We start from the raw sequence: 18,357 nt of genomic DNA, 5'->3' as shown, positions 1-18,357 counted from the left end.
GCGGTGAAACTGCAACTGGTGGCAGTCGGCACCAAAATGCCAGACTGGGTGCAAACCGGCTTTATCGATTATCTGCATCGCTTTCCCAAGGATATGCCATTCGAGCTGAGTGAAATCCCGGCCGGCAAGCGCGGCAAGAACGCTGACATCAAACGTATTCTGGAAAAAGAAGGCGAACAGATGCTGGCGGCAGTGGGTAAAGGCAATCGCATTGTCACGCTGGATATCCCCGGCACAGCATGGGAAACGCCGCAACTGGCGCAGCAGCTTGAGCGCTGGAAGCAAGATGGCCGTAACGTCAGTCTACTGATTGGCGGCCCAGAAGGGCTGGCTCCGGCGTGTAAAGCCGCAGCAGAACAGAGCTGGTCGCTCTCGCCGTTGACATTACCGCATCCTTTAGTGCGCGTTCTGGTGGCTGAAAGCCTCTACCGTGCCTGGAGTATTACAACAAATCATCCTTATCACCGGGAATAATCGGTGATAATCGTGACAGAGTGAAAAGCAGCGGGATGAAAATAGAACGTAACCCTTTTCGCGACTATACAGCTGAATCTGCCCTGTTTGTACGCCGCGCTTTGGTGGCGTTTTTGGTCATCCTGGTGCTGAGCGGCATCCTGATCACCAACCTGTATCATCTGCAAATTGTGCGCTTTGAGGATTACCGTACCCGCTCTAATGAAAACCGCATCAAGTTGGTGCCCCTCGCCCCCAGCCGTGGCATCATCTATGATCGTAACGGCACCCCACTAGCGCTCAACCGCACCATTTATCAGTTACAGCTCATGCCGGAAAAGGTCAACAATCTGAAGGCCACGCTGCAGGCACTGCGTCCGGTGGTCGATTTAACCGATGATGACATCACCAATTTCGAAAAAGAGCGTAAGCGCTCGCGCCGCTTTGTCTCAATTCCCGTGAAAACCGCACTAAATGAAGCACAGGTCGCCCGCTTTGCAGTCAATCAGTTCCGTTTCCCCGGCGTGGAAGTAAAAGGCTACCAGCGCCGCTACTACCCTTATGGTTCCGCCCTCACCCATGTCATTGGCTACGTATCGAAGATTAACGATCGTGACATCGAACGGCTGGACAAGGACGGTAAACTGGCCAATTACGCCGCTACCCGCGATATCGGCAAGTTGGGCATCGAACGCTATTATGAAAACACGTTGCATGGCAAAACCGGCTACGAGGAGGTTGAAGTCAACAACCGTGGTAAGGTGATCCGCCAACTGCACGAACAGCCGCCTTCTGCTGGCCAGGACGTTTACTTGACGTTAGATCTCAACCTGCAACGCTATATCGAGCAGCTACTGGTGGGTAGCCGCGCTGCGGTGGTGGTGAGTGATCCGCATACCGGCAGCATTCTGGCAATGGTCTCCAACCCCAGCTACGATGCGAACTTGTTCGTCGATGGTATTTCCAACAAAGATTATCAAGGGCTGCTAAACGATCCAAACCGTCCGCTGATCAATCGTGCCACTCAGGGGCTATACCCCCCCGCATCAACGGTGAAACCCTACATTGCCGTTTCGGCGCTCAGTGCCGGGGTGATAACCAAAAATACCGTGGTGTTCGATCCCGGTTGGTGGCAGTTGCCCGGTTCGGAAAAACGCTTCCGCGACTGGAAAAAATGGGGTCACGGCCGCCTGAACGTCACCAAAGCGCTGGAGGAATCCGCAGATACCTTCTTCTATCAAGTCGCCTATGATATGGGTATCGATCGGTTATCGACCTGGTTAACCAAGTTCGGTTACGGCCAGTATACCGGTATCGACCTGTCTGAAGAGCGCTCCGGCTTGATGCCGACCCGTGAGTGGAAGCTCAAACGTTATAAAAAACCGTGGTATCAGGGTGATACCATTCCAGTCGGCATCGGCCAAGGCTACTGGACCGCTACGCCGATCCAAATGTCCAAGGCGCTCAATACTCTGATTAACGATGGCAATGTCAAAACGCCACATCTGCTACAAAGTACCCGCGTCAACGGTGTGCTGGTGCCATTCCGTCAGGAAGATAGCCCGCAGATCGGTGATATTCACTCCGGCTTCTGGGAAATTGCCAAAGACGGCATGTATGGTGTTGCCAATCGTCAGAACGGTACGGCCCGTCATTACTTCGCAGATGCGCCTTACCCTGCGGCGGCGAAATCGGGTACAGCACAGGTATTCGGCTACGAAACCTACAACGCTCATAAACTGGCAGAACACCTGCGTGACCATAAGCTGATGACTGCCTTTGCACCGTACAACAACCCTACGGTGTCAGTCGCTATCATTTTGGAAAACGGCGGTGCCGGCCCAGCGGTCGGGACGATTACTCGTCAGATCCTCGATCATATCCTGCTGGGCGACAACAATACACAATTACCCAATGAGGCCCCGCTGCCGCCTGGTGTAGAAAGTGATTAGGACGATAGAACATGACTGAAAGCCAACAAAAAGGCTCGATCTGGGCCAAAATCCACATCGATCCCACGTTCCTGTTGCTCATTCTCGCTCTACTGATTTACAGCGCGTTGGTGATGTGGAGCGCCAGTGGCCAGGACATTGGCATGATGGAGCGCAAGATTGCTCAAATCGTCATCGGGCTTATCGTTCTGGGCGTAATGGCACAGATCCCGCCGCGAGTCTATGAAAGCTGGGCACCCTATCTATATATTACCTGTGTGATTTTGCTGATGTTGGTAGATGCTTTCGGCCAGATCAGTAAAGGCGCGCAACGCTGGCTGGATCTCGGTTTCGTGCGCTTCCAACCATCGGAAATCGCTAAAATTGCCGTGCCGCTGATGGTCGCACGCTTTATGAACCGCGATGTCTGCCCGCCTTCGCTGAAGAATACCGGCATCGCGCTGGTGCTGATTTTCTTGCCAGCCCTGCTGGTCGCCGCACAACCGGATCTGGGCACCTCAATCCTGATCGCCGCATCCGGCCTGTTCGTGCTGTTCCTATCCGGCATGAGCTGGAAGCTGATCGCTATCGCCGCCCTGCTGCTGGCGGCCTTTATCCCGGTACTGTGGTTCTTCCTGATGCACGGCTATCAGCGTGATCGCGTCATGATGCTGCTAGATCCAGAAAGCGATCCGCTCGGTGCCGGCTATCATATTATTCAGTCGAAAATCGCCATTGGTTCCGGGGGGCTGGTGGGCAAAGGCTGGCTGCACGGCACTCAATCACAGTTGGAGTTTCTGCCGGAACGCCACACTGACTTTATCTTCGCGGTATTGGCCGAGGAGTTGGGCCTGATCGGGGTGCTGGTGCTGCTGGCGCTGTACCTGTTGGTGATCATTCGCGGGCTGATGATCGCTGCCAAGGCGCAAACTACCTTCGGCCGGGTGATGGTCGGCGGTCTGATGCTGATTCTTTTCGTTTATGTATTTGTTAACATTGGTATGGTCAGCGGTATTGTGCCTGTCGTTGGCGTACCTTTGCCTCTGGTCAGTTACGGCGGTTCAGCACTGATTGTCTTGATGGCGGGCTTCGGCATTATTATGTCGATCCACACGCATCGGAAAATGCTGTCTAAAAGTTTATAAGAGGTGAGTATTGCGTAAAGAATGGCTTTGGGCCAGCATAGTGGCGGTGCTGCTTTCTGCATGTACCACCGCGATCACGAAACAGCAAGCACCGCCGCAGCCCTACTTGGGGCCGGTGGTGGAAATCGGCGGCGTGGAGCCGCAATATGAGCCTTATAATCCCAACAATATGCAGGATTATAAGATTAATGGTGCGACTTAGCGCATCGTAAAAGATGCACAGAATTTCTCCGAAACAGGCCTGGCAAGCGGGTATGGCACAGAGTCTAACGGCAGCAGCACTGCGCTGGGCGAACAGTTCGATCCCCGTGCCCTGACAGCAGCCCATCCGAGGCTACCAATCCCAAGTTACGTGCGCATTACCAACCTGGCTAATGGCCGTCAATTGGTGGTGCGCGTCAACGATCGCGGCCCTTACACCAAAGGGCGTATCATCGACCTCTCGAAAGCCGCCGCCGATCGCCTGAACCTGAGCAATAACACTAAGGTCAAGGTCGATTTTATTCGCGTTGCGCCAGACGGCACTCTAAGCGACCCCGGCACCACAGTTGCGAAACAAAGCTATGCCCTACCGGCGCGTCCGGATCTCGACTCCAGCAGCATGGGTACGCCAGTGCAGTAAGAAGCCCCACTCACCAATGGTGCCGCAGCGCGCCCGGTCGATAACAGTGGCCTGAACATCAGCGACAATGTACCAGGAAATAACAGCCACAGTGGTTTCTTCGGTGTACCTGGCACATGCGTGATGGCTCCACACCTGAAACTGCCGTAGCTGCTGCCTGTAGTGGCACACTGAATTTGGCCACCTGAACAGAGGTGATATGCTCACCTCAGGACATTACAGGTGCTTCAATGAAAAAAAGAAATTTCAGTGCAGAGTTCAAACGCGAATCCGCTCAACTGGTCGTTGACCAGAACTACACCGTGGCAGATGCAGCCAGTGCTATGGATGTCGGCCTTTCCACAATGACGCGATGGGTGAAGCAGTTGCGTGATGAGCGGCAGGGAAAAATACCTAAAGCCTCTCCCATTACTCCTGAACAAATTGAAATACGTGAGCTGAGGAAAAAAATACAACGTATTGAAATGGAAAACGAAATATTAAAAAAGGCTACCGCGCTCTTGATGTCAGACTCCCTGAACAGTTCTCGATAATCGGGAAACTCAGAGCGCATTATCCAGTGGTCACACTCTGCCACGTGTTCGGGGTTCATCGCAGCAGCTACAAATACTGGAAAAACCGTCCTGAAAAACCAGATGGCAGACGAGCTGTATTACGCAGCCAGGTACTGGAACTGCATAGCGTCAGCCATGGCTCTGCTGGCGCAAGGAGTATCGCAACTATGGCAACCATGAAGGGCTTCAGGATGGGACGATGGCTCGCCGGCAGGCTCATGAAAGAGCTGGGGCTGGTCAGTTGTCAACAGCCCACTCATCGGTATAAATGCGGTGGCCTTGAACACATCGCTATCCCGAATCACCTTGAGCGGCAGTTCGCAGTGACAGAGCCTAATCAGGTGTGGTGTGGCGATGTGACCTATATCTGGACAGGCAGGCGCTGGGCCTACCTCGCCGTTGTTCTCGACCTGTTCGCGAGAAAACCGGTGGGCTGGGCAATGTCGTTCTCACCGGACAGCAGGCTGACCATCAAAGCGCTGGAGATGGCGTGGGAGGCCCGGGGAAAACCAGCCGGAGTGATGTTCCACAGCGATCAGGGCAGCCATTACACAAGCAGACAGTTCCGGCAGTCACTGTGGAGGTATCGGATCAGACAGAGTATGAGTCGGCGTGGAAACTGCTGGGATAATAGCCCAATGGAGCGCTTCTTCAGGAGTCTGAAGAACGAATGGGTACCGGTGACGGGTTACATAAACTTCAGCGATGCAGCCCACGCAATAACGGACTATATCGTTGGGTATTACAGCGCGCTCAGGCCGCATGAATATAACGGTGGGTTACCACCAAACGAATCGGAAAACCGATACTGGAAAAACTCTAACGCGGTGGCCAGTTTTAGTTGACCACTACAAACAGCGTTTGTCTAGCGAAGCACAGCAACACTCTTTCATCATTGCGGCCCCTTAGCATTGACTATGGCCGAACAGGATTGATAAGCGCTTATTTAGCTGAAACATTTTCTTGTAGCTAAAGTGTCTTTAAACCAGATGTGTCCAGTGATGAATGGTCAACGCAAAGCAGAAGTGGCACCTCCCTCACTGCAAATCAGAAATGTCCTTACCCCTATCTGAAGCCAGATAGTTTGATTCATTTGCCCCTTACCCTGAAAATTTCGCTCTCAATGTGTATAGCGTTTGCTATACAGCAGATATAAGATATGTATATCAATTGCTATACAAGGAGTAAATCATGAAATCTGATGTTCAGCTCAATATTCGGGCAAAAGAGGCTCAGCGAGTACTGATCGATACAGCAGCCGACATTCTACATAAATCGCGTACTGACTTTATCCTCGAGATAGCCTGTCAGGCTGCTGAAAACGTGCTTCTTGATCGCCGGATGTTTAATCTCAATGATGAACAATACGCAGAATTTATCGATATGCTGGATGAACCAGTCACAGCGAATCCGGCACTGGATGCACTCCTGGCGAGAAAACCGCAGTGGGAAAAGTAACAGCACCAACACCGCTCAACACGACACACATTCTTTCAGAGTTCCACTCCAGGGAAACAGCACTGGATGAATGGATCAAACACCAGGGATTGAAAAATCAATCCATCGGTGCAGCAAGGACGTTTGTGGTATGCAGGGAACATTCTTCACAGGTGGTCGGTTTTTACTCACTGGCTACTGGTAGTGTGACTCATGTTATTGCACCAAGAAGCCTTCGACGAAACATGCCTGATCCCATCCCGGTCATAATACTGGCAAGACTCGCTGTCGATGCGGGTTACCATGGTAAGGGCCTTGGCGCTGATTTACTTCACGATGCAGTATTACGCATCTGTCGCGTGGCAGAGAATATCGGGGTACGGGCCATCATGGTTCATACCCTGTCTGACGCGGCAAAACAATTTTATCTGCATCATGGGCTTATGCAGTCAACCACTCAAGAAAAAACGCTTTTTCTCCGATTGCCTGGTATTGTTTAAACCCGCGCAAGCAACCTAGCGCTTGATTTTATCTAGGACATGACATCTACGGGCAGCATCCTTTTACCAGATCTCTGCTCATATCAATTCATACATAAATTTAATGTCTGCTTAGGGGATATTACAGTTTGGCGTTAACAGTCCAATGATGAATAATGCCTACCGGGATCTCATCTGTTATAGTGTGATTCATTGTTAACTTTACCCTCGCGGATGTTGTAGTTCCGATCATGAAACATGTAAATTATTTTCGCTTAATTAAGCGTATAGCACTCAGTACCGTTATCACGATGAGCGCCGCTACTGTAGCGCATGCCGATGAGGTTAATATCAAGACCATGATCCCAGGTGTCCCGCAAATCGATGCGGCAGCATACATCCTGATCGATTACAACTCCGGCAAGGTGCTGGCTGAGATGAACGCCGATGCGCGCCGCGATCCAGCCAGCCTGACCAAAATGATGACCAGCTACGTTATTGGCCACACGCTGAAAGCCGGCAAGATCGGCCAGGAAGATCTGGTTACTGTGGGTCAAGATGCTTGGGCGACGGGCAACCCTGTGTTCAAAGGTTCTTCGCTGATGTTCCTTAAACCAGGTGATCGCGTATCAGTCGCCAAGCTGAGCCGTGGTATTAACCTACAGTCCGGTAACGATGCCTGCGTGGCGATGGCCGACTATGTAGCGGGTAGCCAGGATGCGTTCGTCAATCTGATGAACACCTACGTTAACAAGCTTGGCCTACAGAATACCCACTTCCAGACGGTACATGGCCTGGATGCGCAGGGTCAGTACAGTTCGGCACGCGATATGGCGCTGATCGGCCAGGCACTGATCCGCGATGTACCAGACGAGTACGCAATTTATAAAGAAAAAGAGTTTACTTTCAACAACATCCGCCAGATGAACCGTAACGGTCTACTGTGGGATACCAGCTTAAACGTCGATGGCATTAAAACCGGCCACACCGATGCCGCAGGATACAACCTGGTGGCTTCGGCAACTGCAGGCCAGATGCGTCTGATCTCCGCCGTACTGGGTGGCCGTACCTACAAAGGCCGTGAAACCGAAAGCAAGAAATTGCTGACCTGGGGCTTTCGTTTCTTCGAAACCGTCGCGCCATTAAAAGTCGGCAAAGAGTTCGCTTCTGAACCCGTGTGGTTTGGCAATGCCGATCGCGTCGATCTGGGCGTGGATAAAGACGTCTACCTGACCATCCCACGTGGCCGCATGAAAGATCTGAAGGCCAGCTACGTGCTCAATACCCCAGAAATTCACGCTCCGTTGGCGAAGAACCAGGTTGTCGGCAACATCAACTTCCAACTGGATGGTAAAATCATCGACCAACGCCCGCTGGTAGTGATGAACGAGGTGAAAGAAGGCGGCTTCTTTAGCCGTATCGTTGACTGCGTCAAACTGATGTTCCATCGCTGGTTCGGATAAGAGGTGATAAGTGGTGATAAGTGGTAACCGTCCAAAATTTTGTAACGTCTGTCACAAAACATGAAGGCCAGCCGAACGAAAGTGTGCACTTAGCGCCTATCCAGTAGGCACACATTGTTACAGCCATGATCGCATGGACTGTACATGCACGCTTGCGTTAAAGATAGTTTCTCCAGGGGCCTTCCGCTAGCGAGGTGGCTTTCTCATCTGCTGACAGAAGACTGATATCTTCAGGCTTTATGTTTTGTGGTACAAATGGATTTCATCAAGGTAAATGGCACCATTAGAATCTTCAGCCAAAGATTCTAATGTGCTGTATTTTTTTCTGAAGGTTCACCCAAAAATGATTTTAATCCTTCTTCGCTCGTCATTAGGTTATCCTTCAAAGACAGGTGATGCCGCCAATTAGTTTATCTGGTGTATAATGCGGACTTTTAAGTATCCCTATGACCAGCGTTACTGTTCCCTCACTGCCAGTCTGATGATGTCTGCCGCTACGGGTGCACCCCGTCAGGGCATCAGAGATTTCTCTGCAAATCATGTCGCCGCGCTTTTCAGCTTTCTTTTATCTATGAAGCCTCTAAGCCCGGCACGCAGGACAACATCGTCGATATGGCCTTCAATGGTGCCAGTGTCCGTGATACCGCCAAAACGCTGAAAATCGGTATCAACACGGTCATTCGCATTTAAAAAAACTCTCGCCGTGTCGGGTAACCCCCTCTCCGGTCGCTCATGCTGATATAGCATTCATCTGCGCACCGGATGAACAATGGAGCTTTGTCGGCAGCAAGGCCCGAAAACACGGGTTATGGTATGGCGATAACACAAAAAATGGCGGCGTTCTGGCTTATACATTTGGCCCGCGAACTGATGAAACCTGCCGGGAGCGACTGGCGTTACTGGCTCCCTTTACTGTCGGTATGTTTACCAGCGATGACTGGGGCAGTTATGGCAGAGCAGTCCCAAAGGATAACCTCTGACGGGAAAGATTTTTACTCAGCGTATTGAACGCAATAATCTGGTATTGCGCACCCGCCAAACGACTGACTCGCAAGACAATTTGTTTTTCGCGCTCTGTCGAACTCCACGAAAAGGTCATCGGGGCTTTCATTGAAAAATACCTGTTCAACTCATTGGAGGCATCACCTAATAAACGATTATTCCGGTAACAAACTCCTCTCCTGTGCCCCCTGCACAGTACAAGTGTCGAACCAGCAGTGAAACATGATACTGCAAACAGATCCGCCATATCGCTGATAGAGTATTGCCCGTTTTCATGCATCCAGCACAGATCTTTCAGTTATAAGCGGTTTTCCGTCGAGGAGAAAGCGAATGTTCTTGCCCAGATTGATCAGGCAGATGTCGCCTGTAGCCTGGCAACACATCTTTTTAAGCGGGCAATACGCCCTTATCAGAAAAGAAACGAGCTCGATCTGGATGCGATAAATGCCGGGTTTACGCACTCATACTCATCAGACTAAAACCTGCTAAGTGACAACATGTTTGGTGATCCTCGCTGACAATTCCGATAACCGTTGAAACGAGTGGAATCGCCCCGATATACTGAATAATACTCACTCCCGCTCAAGCGGGAGTAACAATTTGTAGAGTTCTCAGCAGCAATGACAAATAAGTGAAAACAGCTTGAATGACGCAAGCAATACCCTATAGCAGCACACTGGAGCGCAAACATATGCAAAAAACCAAATTGAACGAACTGCTTGAATTCCCCTGCCCGTTTACCTACAAAGTGATGGGGCTGGCACAACCGGAGTTGGTTGACCAAGTAGTTGAAGTGGTGCAGCGCCACGCCCCTGGTGATTATAACCCACAGGTTAAACCAAGCAGCAAAGGCAACTACCACTCTGTTTCCATCACCATCAACGCTACCCATATCGACCAAGTAGAAACCTTGTACGAAGAGCTGGGCAACCTTGAAATTGTCCGCATGGTGCTGTAAATCTGACATAAAGCCTGATTTATCAACCTGGAGCAGCCGATGGTGTGCTTGGGTTGCACATTTTGAACAGCTAAATGCTGGTCGCAGGTCAGGGTGCCCGATATAATAGCTTTCTCTTTCCGTAGCCTGGCGATAACTCTTTTGCAACCAGACAAGCTCATTTTGCGTCAGTTGGGGTTGCAACCCTATGAGCAGGTATCCCAAGCCATGCACACCTTTACTGACAGCCGCACCACAACCACGCCCGATGAACTGTGGCTGGTGCAGCATCAGCCCGTGTTTACCCAAGGCCAGGCCGGTAAGGCAGAACATCTGTTGATGCCAGGCGATATTCCAGTGATCCAAAGCGATCGCGGGGGTCAAGTGACCTACCACGGCCCAGGGCAGCAAGTCATGTACGTGATGGTCGATCTGAAACGCAGCAATGTTGGCGTGCGTCAATTGGTCACAGTCATAGAAGATACCGTGATCAATACCCTCGCCCATTTCCGCATCGCATCCTGCGCCCACCCGGATGCACCCGGTGTGTATGTCGGGGCGCAGAAAATCTGTTCATTGGGGCTGCGTATCCGTAAAGGCAGTTCATTCCACGGTCTGGCTCTGAATGTAGCGATGGATCTCAGCCCCTTCCAACGTATCAACCCCTGCGGTTACGCTGGTATGCAGATGATACAAGTCAGTGCGCTGGCACCCCACGTTGGCATTGAAGACGTACACCCAATCCTGGTACAGGAATTTGTTCATTTACTCGGCTACCAAACGGTCGAGCTTCGTAACTGGAACCTGCACGATTATGAGTAAACCGATTCAGATGGAACGCGGCGTCAAATACCGCGATGCAGACAAAATGGCGCTGATCCCAGTTAAAATGGTGGTCACCGAACGGCAGGAGCTGTTGCGTAAACCCGACTGGATGAGGATTAAACTGCCAGCCGACTCGACGCGCATTCAAGGCATTAAAGCTGCCATGCGTAAAAACGGCCTGCATTCGGTCTGTGAGGAAGCCTCCTGCCCGAACCTGTCTGAATGTTTCAACCACGGCACCGCCACCTTTATGATCCTTGGTGCTATCTGTACCCGCCGTTGCCCATTTTGTGATGTAGCCCATGGCCGCCCGATGATCCCGGATGCCAACGAACCGGAAAAACTGGCACAAACCATCGCCGATATGGGCCTGCGTTACGTCGTGATCACCTCGGTTGACCGTGATGATCTGCGCGACGGCGGTGCCCAACACTTTGCCGATTGCATCGCTGCCATCCGTGCCAAAAATCCTTCCATCAAGATCGAAACGCTGGTACCGGACTTCCGTGGCCGTATGGAGCGCGCGTTGGAGATCCTGACCAAAACGCCGCCGGACGTGTTTAACCACAACCTGGAGAACGTGCCACGCGTTTACCGCCAGGTTCGCCCCGGGGCCAACTACGCGTGGTCATTGAAGCTACTGGAGCGTTTTAAAGAAGCACATCCGCATATCCCCACCAAATCTGGCCTGATGGTCGGCCTGGGTGAAACCAATGCGGAAATCATTGAAGTGATGCGCGATCTGCGCTACCACGGCGTCACTATGCTGACGCTCGGCCAGTATCTGCAACCAAGCCGCCACCACCTACCAGTTCAGCGCTACGTCAGCCCGGCCGAGTTCGATGAGATGAAAGAAGAAGCCAAGACCATGGGTTTCACCCACGCGGCCTGTGGCCCGTTTGTTCGCTCATCCTACCATGCCGATCTACAGGCTAAAGGGCTGGAAGTGAAGTAGATCCGGCAATAATTTGTTACGTTTCAATCGGATGAAACGGCAAAAGAGGGCTGGCCTGGCGACATCCGTTTTTATTGCTGACCACGCAGGCAGGTTTAGACATTTTTCTTTTCGCCGCTCTGCTGCTGGGCAGACTGGATTTCAGTGCTGTTATTGGCTACCGGAGGCGTGCTGTCGTCACCTAACGCTTTTTTAAAGCCCTTCAGCGCCGCGCCCAAATCGGCACCAAGCGTGCGCAGTTTGCGGGTACCGAACAGTAAAATAACCAATACAGTAATCACCAGAAGTTTGGTAATACTGATACCTTCCATATTCACCTTCTTGTTCATATAGTACTGCTTATATACCCTAAATAATTCGAGTTGCAGAAAGGCGGTAAGCACTGGGCCGCAGGCTGAACCTCAGGAATGAGGTTCACTCATCCCCAGGATCTTACACCGTTAAGTGACTGGGGTGAGCGAGGAAGCTAACGCACAGGCAACTTGAAGTATGGTGGGTATACAGCGAGAGAAATTAACCTGCCAGTAAATATTGACTACCGCCCGGTGTTCAAACAACAGCAACATGTAACAAAGTGAGATTTTCCATCAGAGTAAGAAATTTAGGCCAGTAAATCTTAGCTCTCACCGCATGCCAAAACTTACTGATGATACAAAAGAGGCTGCGTTAGGTGTAACATCCAACCGACGCAGCAAAAAGCAGCACAGCCCCTAGAGATATCATTCCTCCCAAACCGCCTTCGCAAGGCTAATGATGTTTACGTATAGTTAAAGGTACAGCATGCTGAATTCTTTATTGGTGGTGTTTATTGGTGGTGGCGTCGGCAGCGTATTACGCTGGGCCGTGAGCATGAAGATGAATCCGCTTAACGCCCCGATCCCGCTCGGCACGCTGGTGGTCAATCTGGTCGGCGGCTTTATCATCGGCCTGGCCATGGCCACATTTAACCGTGTGACACATCTTGACGCCAACTGGAAGCTGTTGATCACTACCGGCTTCTGCGGCGGTCTGACCACCTTCTCCACGTTTTCACTTGAGGTGGTCTATCTGCTGCAGGATGGACGCTTCACTTGGGCGCTGATCAATATGCTGCTCAACCTCGCAGGCTCGCTGGCAATGACGCTGCTGGCCTTTATGCTGGTTACTTGGGTCAGCGGGCAGTAAAACTACATAAGCGGAGTATATCTACCCGCTGCAGAGATAAAAAACCCACTCAGAGAGCGGGTTTTAGGAATTTCTTCTACTGTAGCTTAAATAGCGATAACGTTAGCAGCAGATGGCCCTTTAGCGCCGTTGGTGATTTCAAATTCTACACGCTGTCCTTCCGCAAGAGTTTTAAAACCGTTGCTAGCAATGGCAGAGAAATGAACGAAAACATCCTTGCTACCATCTTCTGGAGTAATGAAGCCGAAACCTTTGGATTCATTAAACCATTTAACGCTACCTTTAATCTTAGACATCAAACTTACCTTTAACGTGAATGTAAGACACTAGAAGTGTGTCCATTACAGTACAGCAATTAGGTCGGATTTTGTCCATATGTTAGGTCGCATAAAACCAGTAAAAAGTGAAAAATCCGTTTAATGCGGTGTAAATTGATTGCACGGGTTGCTATCAGTTTCCATAGCAGTCCGATCCACTGCCTACAGCCAGTAGCAGAAAACCACTAACTGCTGTTATCGCATCAACAAAACAGGGCGTACCATCATCCACACCCTGTCACTGGTGGGCATTCCACGCTATCATACCCCTACAAATCGGGTATTGAACAACTTTATGAGAATGGCGATGAACGGCAAGATAATGACTTTTTTTGAAGACAAAGGCTTCGGCTTCATTACCGATGAAAACGGGGAAAATCGTTATTTTCATGTAATCAAAGTGCAGAACCCGGAGATGATTAAGAAAAACGCAGCAGTCACCTTCGAACCAACCAACAACGCTAAAGGCCCATCCGCCTTTGCGGTCAAGGTGCTGGCATCGAGCAAATACATCACCATCGCCAACGAAAGAATCAAGATTTCCAGCATTAAATCTTTCAACACCTTCACCAAAGCAGTACCGATGAAAGCAGAAGTGGACAAAGAAAACACGGTGCTATCGGTGGGGCTGCTGATGAACCGCATTCGTCCGCAGTCCGTTGACATACCACAAACCACGCAAACACTGCGTATGCTGGCCGTTACCACCTTTCAAAACGCTACCCATACCTTTTCCGAGCACGAGATCGATATGGACGAGACCATCAAGGTTTTAAAAAACTTGTAAACGTTACGATAAAGTAATCAGGGCGATCAATATCGCCTGTGTCAGCAGGAGTTTTCACCTGACACAGGCCATCGGTATGCCTAGCGCCCCTATGCTAAAGACTTTATTCACTACCCCAGGAAAATCGCCACCTCTTCGCCGAGCCACACCGATGTGTGTACGAGGCCGACTAGCAGCATCATAGAACTACGCCTCCCGCATGATTTTCTGCCGCTGCCGCTTCAACATCATCTTCGGTGGCCCGAATATCGCCGGGAGTTTTTTATCGGGTGTAATGGCAGTGTTAAGCGCATTGAGAAATGCCTTCTGTATCTATGCATCCTGCTGCTGACAGGAAGGAATATGATGGCTCATCAACGGGATAGAACGCCCGTCACAAATCAGGCTGGCACGTAAAACATGAAACTGTTGCGCAGGATAACCGCTCCAGTCAACGGCTATGACACTCCAGGGAAGGTACTGAGTCAGCATTGATGTAATATTATGAAATATCTTAGGAATATCGCTATGTCGTGCGGCGTTTCCGAGGAGTCGGTCTGCCCGTTTTATCTTATTTTTAACCTGGGCGGCACCCGACATATAACGATCGATACTGGTCAGGGTAAGCGAGGCACCACGCGTCAGTGCAGCGGTGGTATCAATAAGGGCATTTTGTCGGCACTGATGAAACGGGGCTAACGCGTCCCTGAAAAACTTCTGGCATAATGTGCGCACAGGCATAGAAGTGATCTCCCTGAATTGGTTGTACAATCAGTAGATCATACTTTCTATGCCCGTGCTATTTTCCCGCTACATTACTGGAGATCCCTCAGCACCTTGGCGGGATCAGCTTAACAAGGTTGGGGGAGCATGGGATGACACACAATATCATTGGATAGGATGACTCTAGTAATCACAATGTATTGAACTGTCATTGCTGAGTAAGTTTGCTTCGGCAGATGTAACACCTAGTCGTACATATGACATTTTTAACGCTATGCTGCATGGGCAATGCTCTCGCAGCACGTGTGAAGCTATTGCAAACTAATGCTATTAACCGCATCCAATAATAGACTAATGCCCTCCATCTACCCGGTGAAAATATATGTCTATCTTTGCTACCTTTAAGATGTCCAATAGCACGTCCGTGAAAGTGACTGGCCCCCAAATGCGCTGACGTCTTAACACAAAATGCGCAAAGCCATCATCATGGCTGCTGCCATTATTTTCAACTTGCAGAAAAAACGTCACACCCTTGTCGGCTATGCCGTGCAGTGAGCGGCATGCCATACCGGCGATATTAACCAATAAGACGCTCAGGTCACTGCTATTGGTTTATTTTATGCACCAGCAAGTTAAAATTTACATTTGACCATACCTCAACCCTATTTCAGCCTGTTTGGCTTATTTTTTACTAATACGGTTTATTGTCCTAATGCCTTTCTTATAGTAAGGATACCTCATCCTGATATCTTTATCTATTTTTTGAGAGTCTTTCGAGGAGCTGCATTAATAATGCAGTCAGGACAAAACAGACATGAAGACTAATATACATAATTATTTTATCATTGGGAATACTTTTCGATTCCATAAAAACACCTAACAAATGTATAGTGGAAATTGAAACCACAGAGACAAATACTTTGTTTTTAAGTGATTCAACATCCATTTTACCAATCCAGGATAATTCATCGTTTGCGCCATCAATATTCAAGCGTGAGACAAAGTTTTCATACCCTGAATAAATAACCATCACAAGTAAGCCACCGATAAGTACAAAATCAACTAATGATAATAAATGAAGGATGATCTCTTCATTGCTATAATGAGTAACATGAGAAAATAATTCAAACAAATCAATAAAGAATTTGTAAGCCAGAACAAGTAAGCCCGCCGTCAACCCCAAGTATACCGGTGCCATGACCCACCGCGCCGCGAACATCACCCTCGTTAATATTCTTTCCATCGTCAAACCCTCGCTAATAAAAATCGATACTTCACCATTTAGACCACCATATTACCTAGTGCGCGGGTAAGTAACATGCAACTTATATACCCATGTAAGTGTAAGCATCCCGGTTCCACTCGACACGCTGAAGATACCTGACGTATAAACACCAGGATATGCAGTACAATAAGAAAATAGACTTACCTCTACACTGCGAATGTCGTCTACCTACCATAATCATACTTAGTTATTCAGATATAATAATATATTGCATATAATAATTTAAAGCATTGGGGTAGTTTTTTATAATTTTTTGGAATAAATCAATTCTGGTACCTATCCCCATAGGATTTCATTACTAGTAATGAAGCAGTTAAGGGAATTCTTCACCGATTGAATGTGAGGGTCGTGTATTCAATGCGTTGATTGATGTTATAACTGATAATGTTGACACTCAATAAATCTACCGATGAGCTTATCATACATTTTGCGGATTTTGAGTGCCCGAACGTCTTACGGTTCAGTCGTTTCGGCCTGTTGCGAAGGGTCAGGTTTTCGCGTTCAACTCGCTGTGTGTAAAGCTTGCCAGTAATGTGCTTTTTATCTGGCAGCATATCATATGCTGCTGAAGTTGTTTGTCCTCCAGAAGACGACACTGGGCCTGATAACAGCCTTAGTGATTTGCGACATGTCTTTTTACTTCGGCGAGCAAAAGAATAAGCGACAAGGCGTTTGAGGTGTGGTTCCCATGCATACCTTGACCAACGCTGTTTCTTTTTGCTGCCTACAAATGACCACACTTCATTACCCATATGATGCAGTTTTGATTTGGCAAATACCCGCGTGACAACGGGCTTGGACATCGGCCCCGCCCCCTTGATGACCAGCTTTAGTCTGCGATGCTACCACGGTCAATGACCAGATATAGCCTTAATCACTTTACGGATTGTTTCCAGATAACGTAAGTAACACGGTAGACTTAGGTGTTTTTTTGGAAGTGGCCCTTGGCTTCACTAACCTGCACCAGATATGAGCCAAGCTCAGCAGCCAGAGCCGCTTCGATTGACGGTTTAACCCCACATTCGCTATCGAGTCTGAGTAGAACTTAACTGCGCACCAGATCGTCGCCGTAGCCGATCCACTTGTAGGTGGTCAGCGCATCCAACCCCATCGGGCCACGAGCATGCAGCTTCTGAGTGCTGACCGCCACTTCTGCCCCCAGACCGAACTGGCCGCCGTCGGTGAAACGGGTGCTGGCGTTGACGTACACCGCCGAAGAGTCCACCGCACGTACAAAGTGTTCAGCGCTGCTCAGCGATCGGGTGAGGATCGCATCGGAGTGGTGGGTGCCGTGGGTGCGGATATGGTTGATGGCCTGATCGATGTCATCCACCAGCGCTACGTTCAGATCCAGCGATAGCCATTCGTCGTCGTAATCCTCTGCCACTACCGCCACTGCCGTCGCGGGGCCATTTTGCAACAGCGGCATGGCATTCTCGGCCGCATGTAGCGTCACCCCCACCGCCGCCATCCTGGCACTCAGCGCTGGCAAGAATTCTTCTGCGATGTGGCGATTCACCAACAGCGTTTCCAGTGAGTTGCAGGCGCTTGGGCGCTGGATCTTGGCGTTTTCGATCACCGCCAACGCTTTGTCGACATCGACACTGTCGTCCACATAAATATGACAAACGCCGATGCCGCCAGTGATCACCGGGATGGTCGATTGTTCGCGGCACAACTGGTGCAAGCCAGCACCGCCACGCGGGATCAGCATGTCGATGTAGCGATCCAAACGCAACAGTTCGTTCACCAGCGCGCGGTCCGGGCTGTCGATCACTTGTACCGCTGCCGCTGGCAGGCCGCACTGCTCCAACGCCTGTTGGATCACGTTCACCGTCGCCTGATTAGTGTGGTGGGTTTCCTTACCGCCGCGCAGGATCACCGCGTTGCCGGTTTTCAGGCACAGGCTGGCAACATCGAGGGTGACGTTCGGCCGCGCCTCATAAATTACGCCGATCACCCCGAGCGGCACACGGCGGCGTTCCAACTTTAGCCCGCTGTCCAGCAGGCTGCCATCCAGCACCTGGCCAACCGGATCGTTCAGGCGGCACACCTGGCGCACGTCGTTGGCGATCGCCGCCAGCCGAGCCGGGGTCAGCAACAGGCGATCAAGCAACGCTTCGCCCATGCCGGTTGTACGCGCCTGTGCCATATCCTGTTCATTAGCGTGCAAAATCGCTTCGCTGTTGGCTTCCAGCATATCGGCCATTACCGACAGCACCTGGTTCTTCTTCGCCGTACTCAGCACCGCCAATTGCCAGGAAGCCAGCTTGGCGGCTTTCCCCATCTGCTCAAGCAT

The 18,357-nt window shown here is 50.3% G+C and carries 20 protein-coding genes, 2 pseudogenes and 1 riboswitch; of the genes and pseudogenes, 16 read left to right on the top strand and 6 right to left on the bottom strand.

Annotated features, from left to right (window positions below; genetic code table 11):
* Positions 1-3: 3 nt before the first annotated feature.
* From rlmH to lipA, 14 genes and pseudogenes are all read left to right on the top strand, one after another.
* Entirely contained in the window at positions 4-474 is a 471-nt protein-coding gene (rlmH, locus tag SYMBAF_RS03935) for a 23S rRNA (pseudouridine(1915)-N(3))-methyltransferase RlmH (protein WP_040263008.1), read from the top strand.
* Between the two features lie 35 nt (positions 475-509).
* Positions 510-2,405 carry a peptidoglycan DD-transpeptidase MrdA gene (mrdA, locus tag SYMBAF_RS03930; protein ID WP_040263010.1) on the top strand — a complete coding sequence of 632 codons (1,896 nt, stop codon included), beginning with the start codon at positions 510-512 and terminating at the stop codon, positions 2,403-2,405.
* An 11-nt stretch (positions 2,406-2,416) separates the two neighbouring features.
* Positions 2,417-3,529, top strand: a complete 1,113-nt coding sequence (gene mrdB, locus SYMBAF_RS03925) for a peptidoglycan glycosyltransferase MrdB (protein WP_040263012.1) — start codon at positions 2,417-2,419, stop codon at positions 3,527-3,529.
* Between the two features lie 10 nt (positions 3,530-3,539).
* Positions 3,540-4,262 (top strand): annotated as a pseudogene (rlpA, locus tag SYMBAF_RS03920) (endolytic peptidoglycan transglycosylase RlpA); the annotation flags it as partial.
* A 119-nt stretch (positions 4,263-4,381) separates the two neighbouring features.
* Positions 4,382-5,550 (top strand): IS3 family transposase gene (locus tag SYMBAF_RS03915; RefSeq protein WP_152609001.1). Its coding sequence is split into 2 segments (ribosomal slippage): positions 4,382-4,631 and positions 4,631-5,550, totalling 1,170 coding nucleotides; the frame shifts between segments, so codons are not numbered across the junction.
* A 346-nt stretch (positions 5,551-5,896) separates the two neighbouring features.
* On the top strand, positions 5,897-6,163 hold the full coding sequence (locus SYMBAF_RS03910; protein ID WP_040263014.1) for a type II toxin-antitoxin system TacA family antitoxin: 267 nt from the start codon (positions 5,897-5,899) through the stop codon (positions 6,161-6,163).
* Positions 6,151-6,642 (top strand): GNAT family N-acetyltransferase, encoded by a 492-nt coding sequence (locus tag SYMBAF_RS03905; protein WP_040263016.1) that lies wholly within the window; start codon positions 6,151-6,153, stop codon positions 6,640-6,642. The genes SYMBAF_RS03910 and SYMBAF_RS03905 overlap by 13 nt, the downstream gene beginning before the upstream one ends.
* Before the next feature lie 230 nt (positions 6,643-6,872).
* On the top strand, positions 6,873-8,084 hold the full coding sequence (gene dacA / locus SYMBAF_RS03900) for a D-alanyl-D-alanine carboxypeptidase DacA (protein ID WP_040263018.1): 1,212 nt from the start codon (positions 6,873-6,875) through the stop codon (positions 8,082-8,084).
* 459 nt (positions 8,085-8,543) lie between these two features.
* Complete coding sequence (locus tag SYMBAF_RS18300; RefSeq protein WP_367671566.1) at positions 8,544-8,774, top strand: IS1-like element transposase; 231 nt, start codon at positions 8,544-8,546, stop codon at positions 8,772-8,774.
* Positions 8,775-8,824: 50 nt separating this feature from the next.
* Positions 8,825-9,064 (top strand): IS1 family transposase, encoded by a 240-nt coding sequence (locus tag SYMBAF_RS18295; protein ID WP_367671564.1) that lies wholly within the window; start codon positions 8,825-8,827, stop codon positions 9,062-9,064.
* A gap of 44 nt (positions 9,065-9,108) precedes the next feature.
* Positions 9,109-9,198 carry a hypothetical protein gene (locus tag SYMBAF_RS18290; RefSeq protein ID WP_367671545.1) on the top strand — a complete coding sequence of 30 codons (90 nt, stop codon included), beginning with the start codon at positions 9,109-9,111 and terminating at the stop codon, positions 9,196-9,198.
* 579 nt (positions 9,199-9,777) lie between these two features.
* Positions 9,778-10,044, top strand: coding sequence for a DUF493 family protein YbeD (ybeD, locus tag SYMBAF_RS03890; protein WP_040263021.1), 267 nt, complete (start codon positions 9,778-9,780; stop codon positions 10,042-10,044).
* Positions 10,045-10,185: 141 nt separating this feature from the next.
* Positions 10,186-10,845: a lipoyl(octanoyl) transferase LipB gene (gene lipB, locus SYMBAF_RS03885; protein WP_146226729.1), complete on the top strand. Its 660-nt coding sequence runs from the start codon at positions 10,186-10,188 to the stop codon at positions 10,843-10,845.
* Positions 10,838-11,803 carry a lipoyl synthase gene (lipA, locus tag SYMBAF_RS03880; RefSeq protein ID WP_040263022.1) on the top strand — a complete coding sequence of 322 codons (966 nt, stop codon included), beginning with the start codon at positions 10,838-10,840 and terminating at the stop codon, positions 11,801-11,803. Before lipB ends, lipA begins: the two co-directional genes overlap by 8 nt.
* A 95-nt stretch (positions 11,804-11,898) precedes the next feature.
* Here the strand turns inward: lipA and tatA are convergent, their stop codons facing one another.
* Entirely contained in the window at positions 11,899-12,114 is a 216-nt protein-coding gene (tatA, locus tag SYMBAF_RS03875) for a Sec-independent protein translocase subunit TatA (protein ID WP_006708055.1), read from the bottom strand.
* Between the two features lie 392 nt (positions 12,115-12,506).
* Positions 12,507-12,570, top strand: a riboswitch (Fluoride riboswitch).
* Between the two features lie 13 nt (positions 12,571-12,583).
* On the opposite strand from tatA, the gene crcB reads away from it, so the two are divergent.
* Entirely contained in the window at positions 12,584-12,967 is a 384-nt protein-coding gene (crcB, locus tag SYMBAF_RS03870) for a fluoride efflux transporter CrcB (RefSeq protein WP_040263023.1), read from the top strand.
* An 86-nt stretch (positions 12,968-13,053) separates the two neighbouring features.
* On the opposite strand, the gene cspE is transcribed toward crcB, so the two are convergent.
* The gene (cspE, locus tag SYMBAF_RS03865) at positions 13,054-13,263 is read right to left on the bottom strand and encodes a transcription antiterminator/RNA stability regulator CspE (RefSeq protein WP_002210315.1); all 210 of its coding nucleotides are present in this window, start codon (positions 13,261-13,263) and stop codon (positions 13,054-13,056) included.
* A gap of 328 nt (positions 13,264-13,591) precedes the next feature.
* Between cspE and SYMBAF_RS03860 the strand changes: the two genes are divergently transcribed.
* A complete protein-coding gene (locus tag SYMBAF_RS03860) occupies positions 13,592-14,071 on the top strand; it encodes a cold-shock protein (RefSeq protein WP_040263027.1) in 480 nt (159 codons plus the stop codon).
* A 315-nt stretch (positions 14,072-14,386) separates the two neighbouring features.
* Here SYMBAF_RS03860 and SYMBAF_RS03855 read toward each other — a convergent pair.
* From SYMBAF_RS03855 to proA, 4 genes and pseudogenes are all read right to left on the bottom strand, one after another.
* A pseudogene (locus SYMBAF_RS03855) lies at positions 14,387-14,791 on the bottom strand (IS4 family transposase); the annotation flags it as partial.
* Positions 14,792-15,524: 733 nt separating this feature from the next.
* Complete coding sequence (locus SYMBAF_RS03850; protein ID WP_040263029.1) at positions 15,525-16,016, bottom strand: TIGR00645 family protein; 492 nt, start codon at positions 16,014-16,016, stop codon at positions 15,525-15,527.
* 368 nt (positions 16,017-16,384) lie between these two features.
* Positions 16,385-16,861 carry an IS1 family transposase gene (locus SYMBAF_RS03845; protein ID WP_082026814.1) on the bottom strand — a complete coding sequence of 159 codons (477 nt, stop codon included), beginning with the start codon at positions 16,859-16,861 and terminating at the stop codon, positions 16,385-16,387.
* Between the two features lie 242 nt (positions 16,862-17,103).
* The gene (gene proA / locus SYMBAF_RS03840) at positions 17,104-18,357 is read right to left on the bottom strand and encodes a glutamate-5-semialdehyde dehydrogenase (RefSeq protein WP_040263031.1); all 1,254 of its coding nucleotides are present in this window, start codon (positions 18,355-18,357) and stop codon (positions 17,104-17,106) included.

The sequence above is a fragment of the Serratia symbiotica genome, from assembly GCF_000821185.2.
GTDB lineage: Bacteria > Pseudomonadota > Gammaproteobacteria > Enterobacterales > Enterobacteriaceae > Serratia > Serratia symbiotica.
Note: the sequence above shows the minus strand (reverse complement) of the source record. Positions and strands in the feature narration are given on the sequence as shown.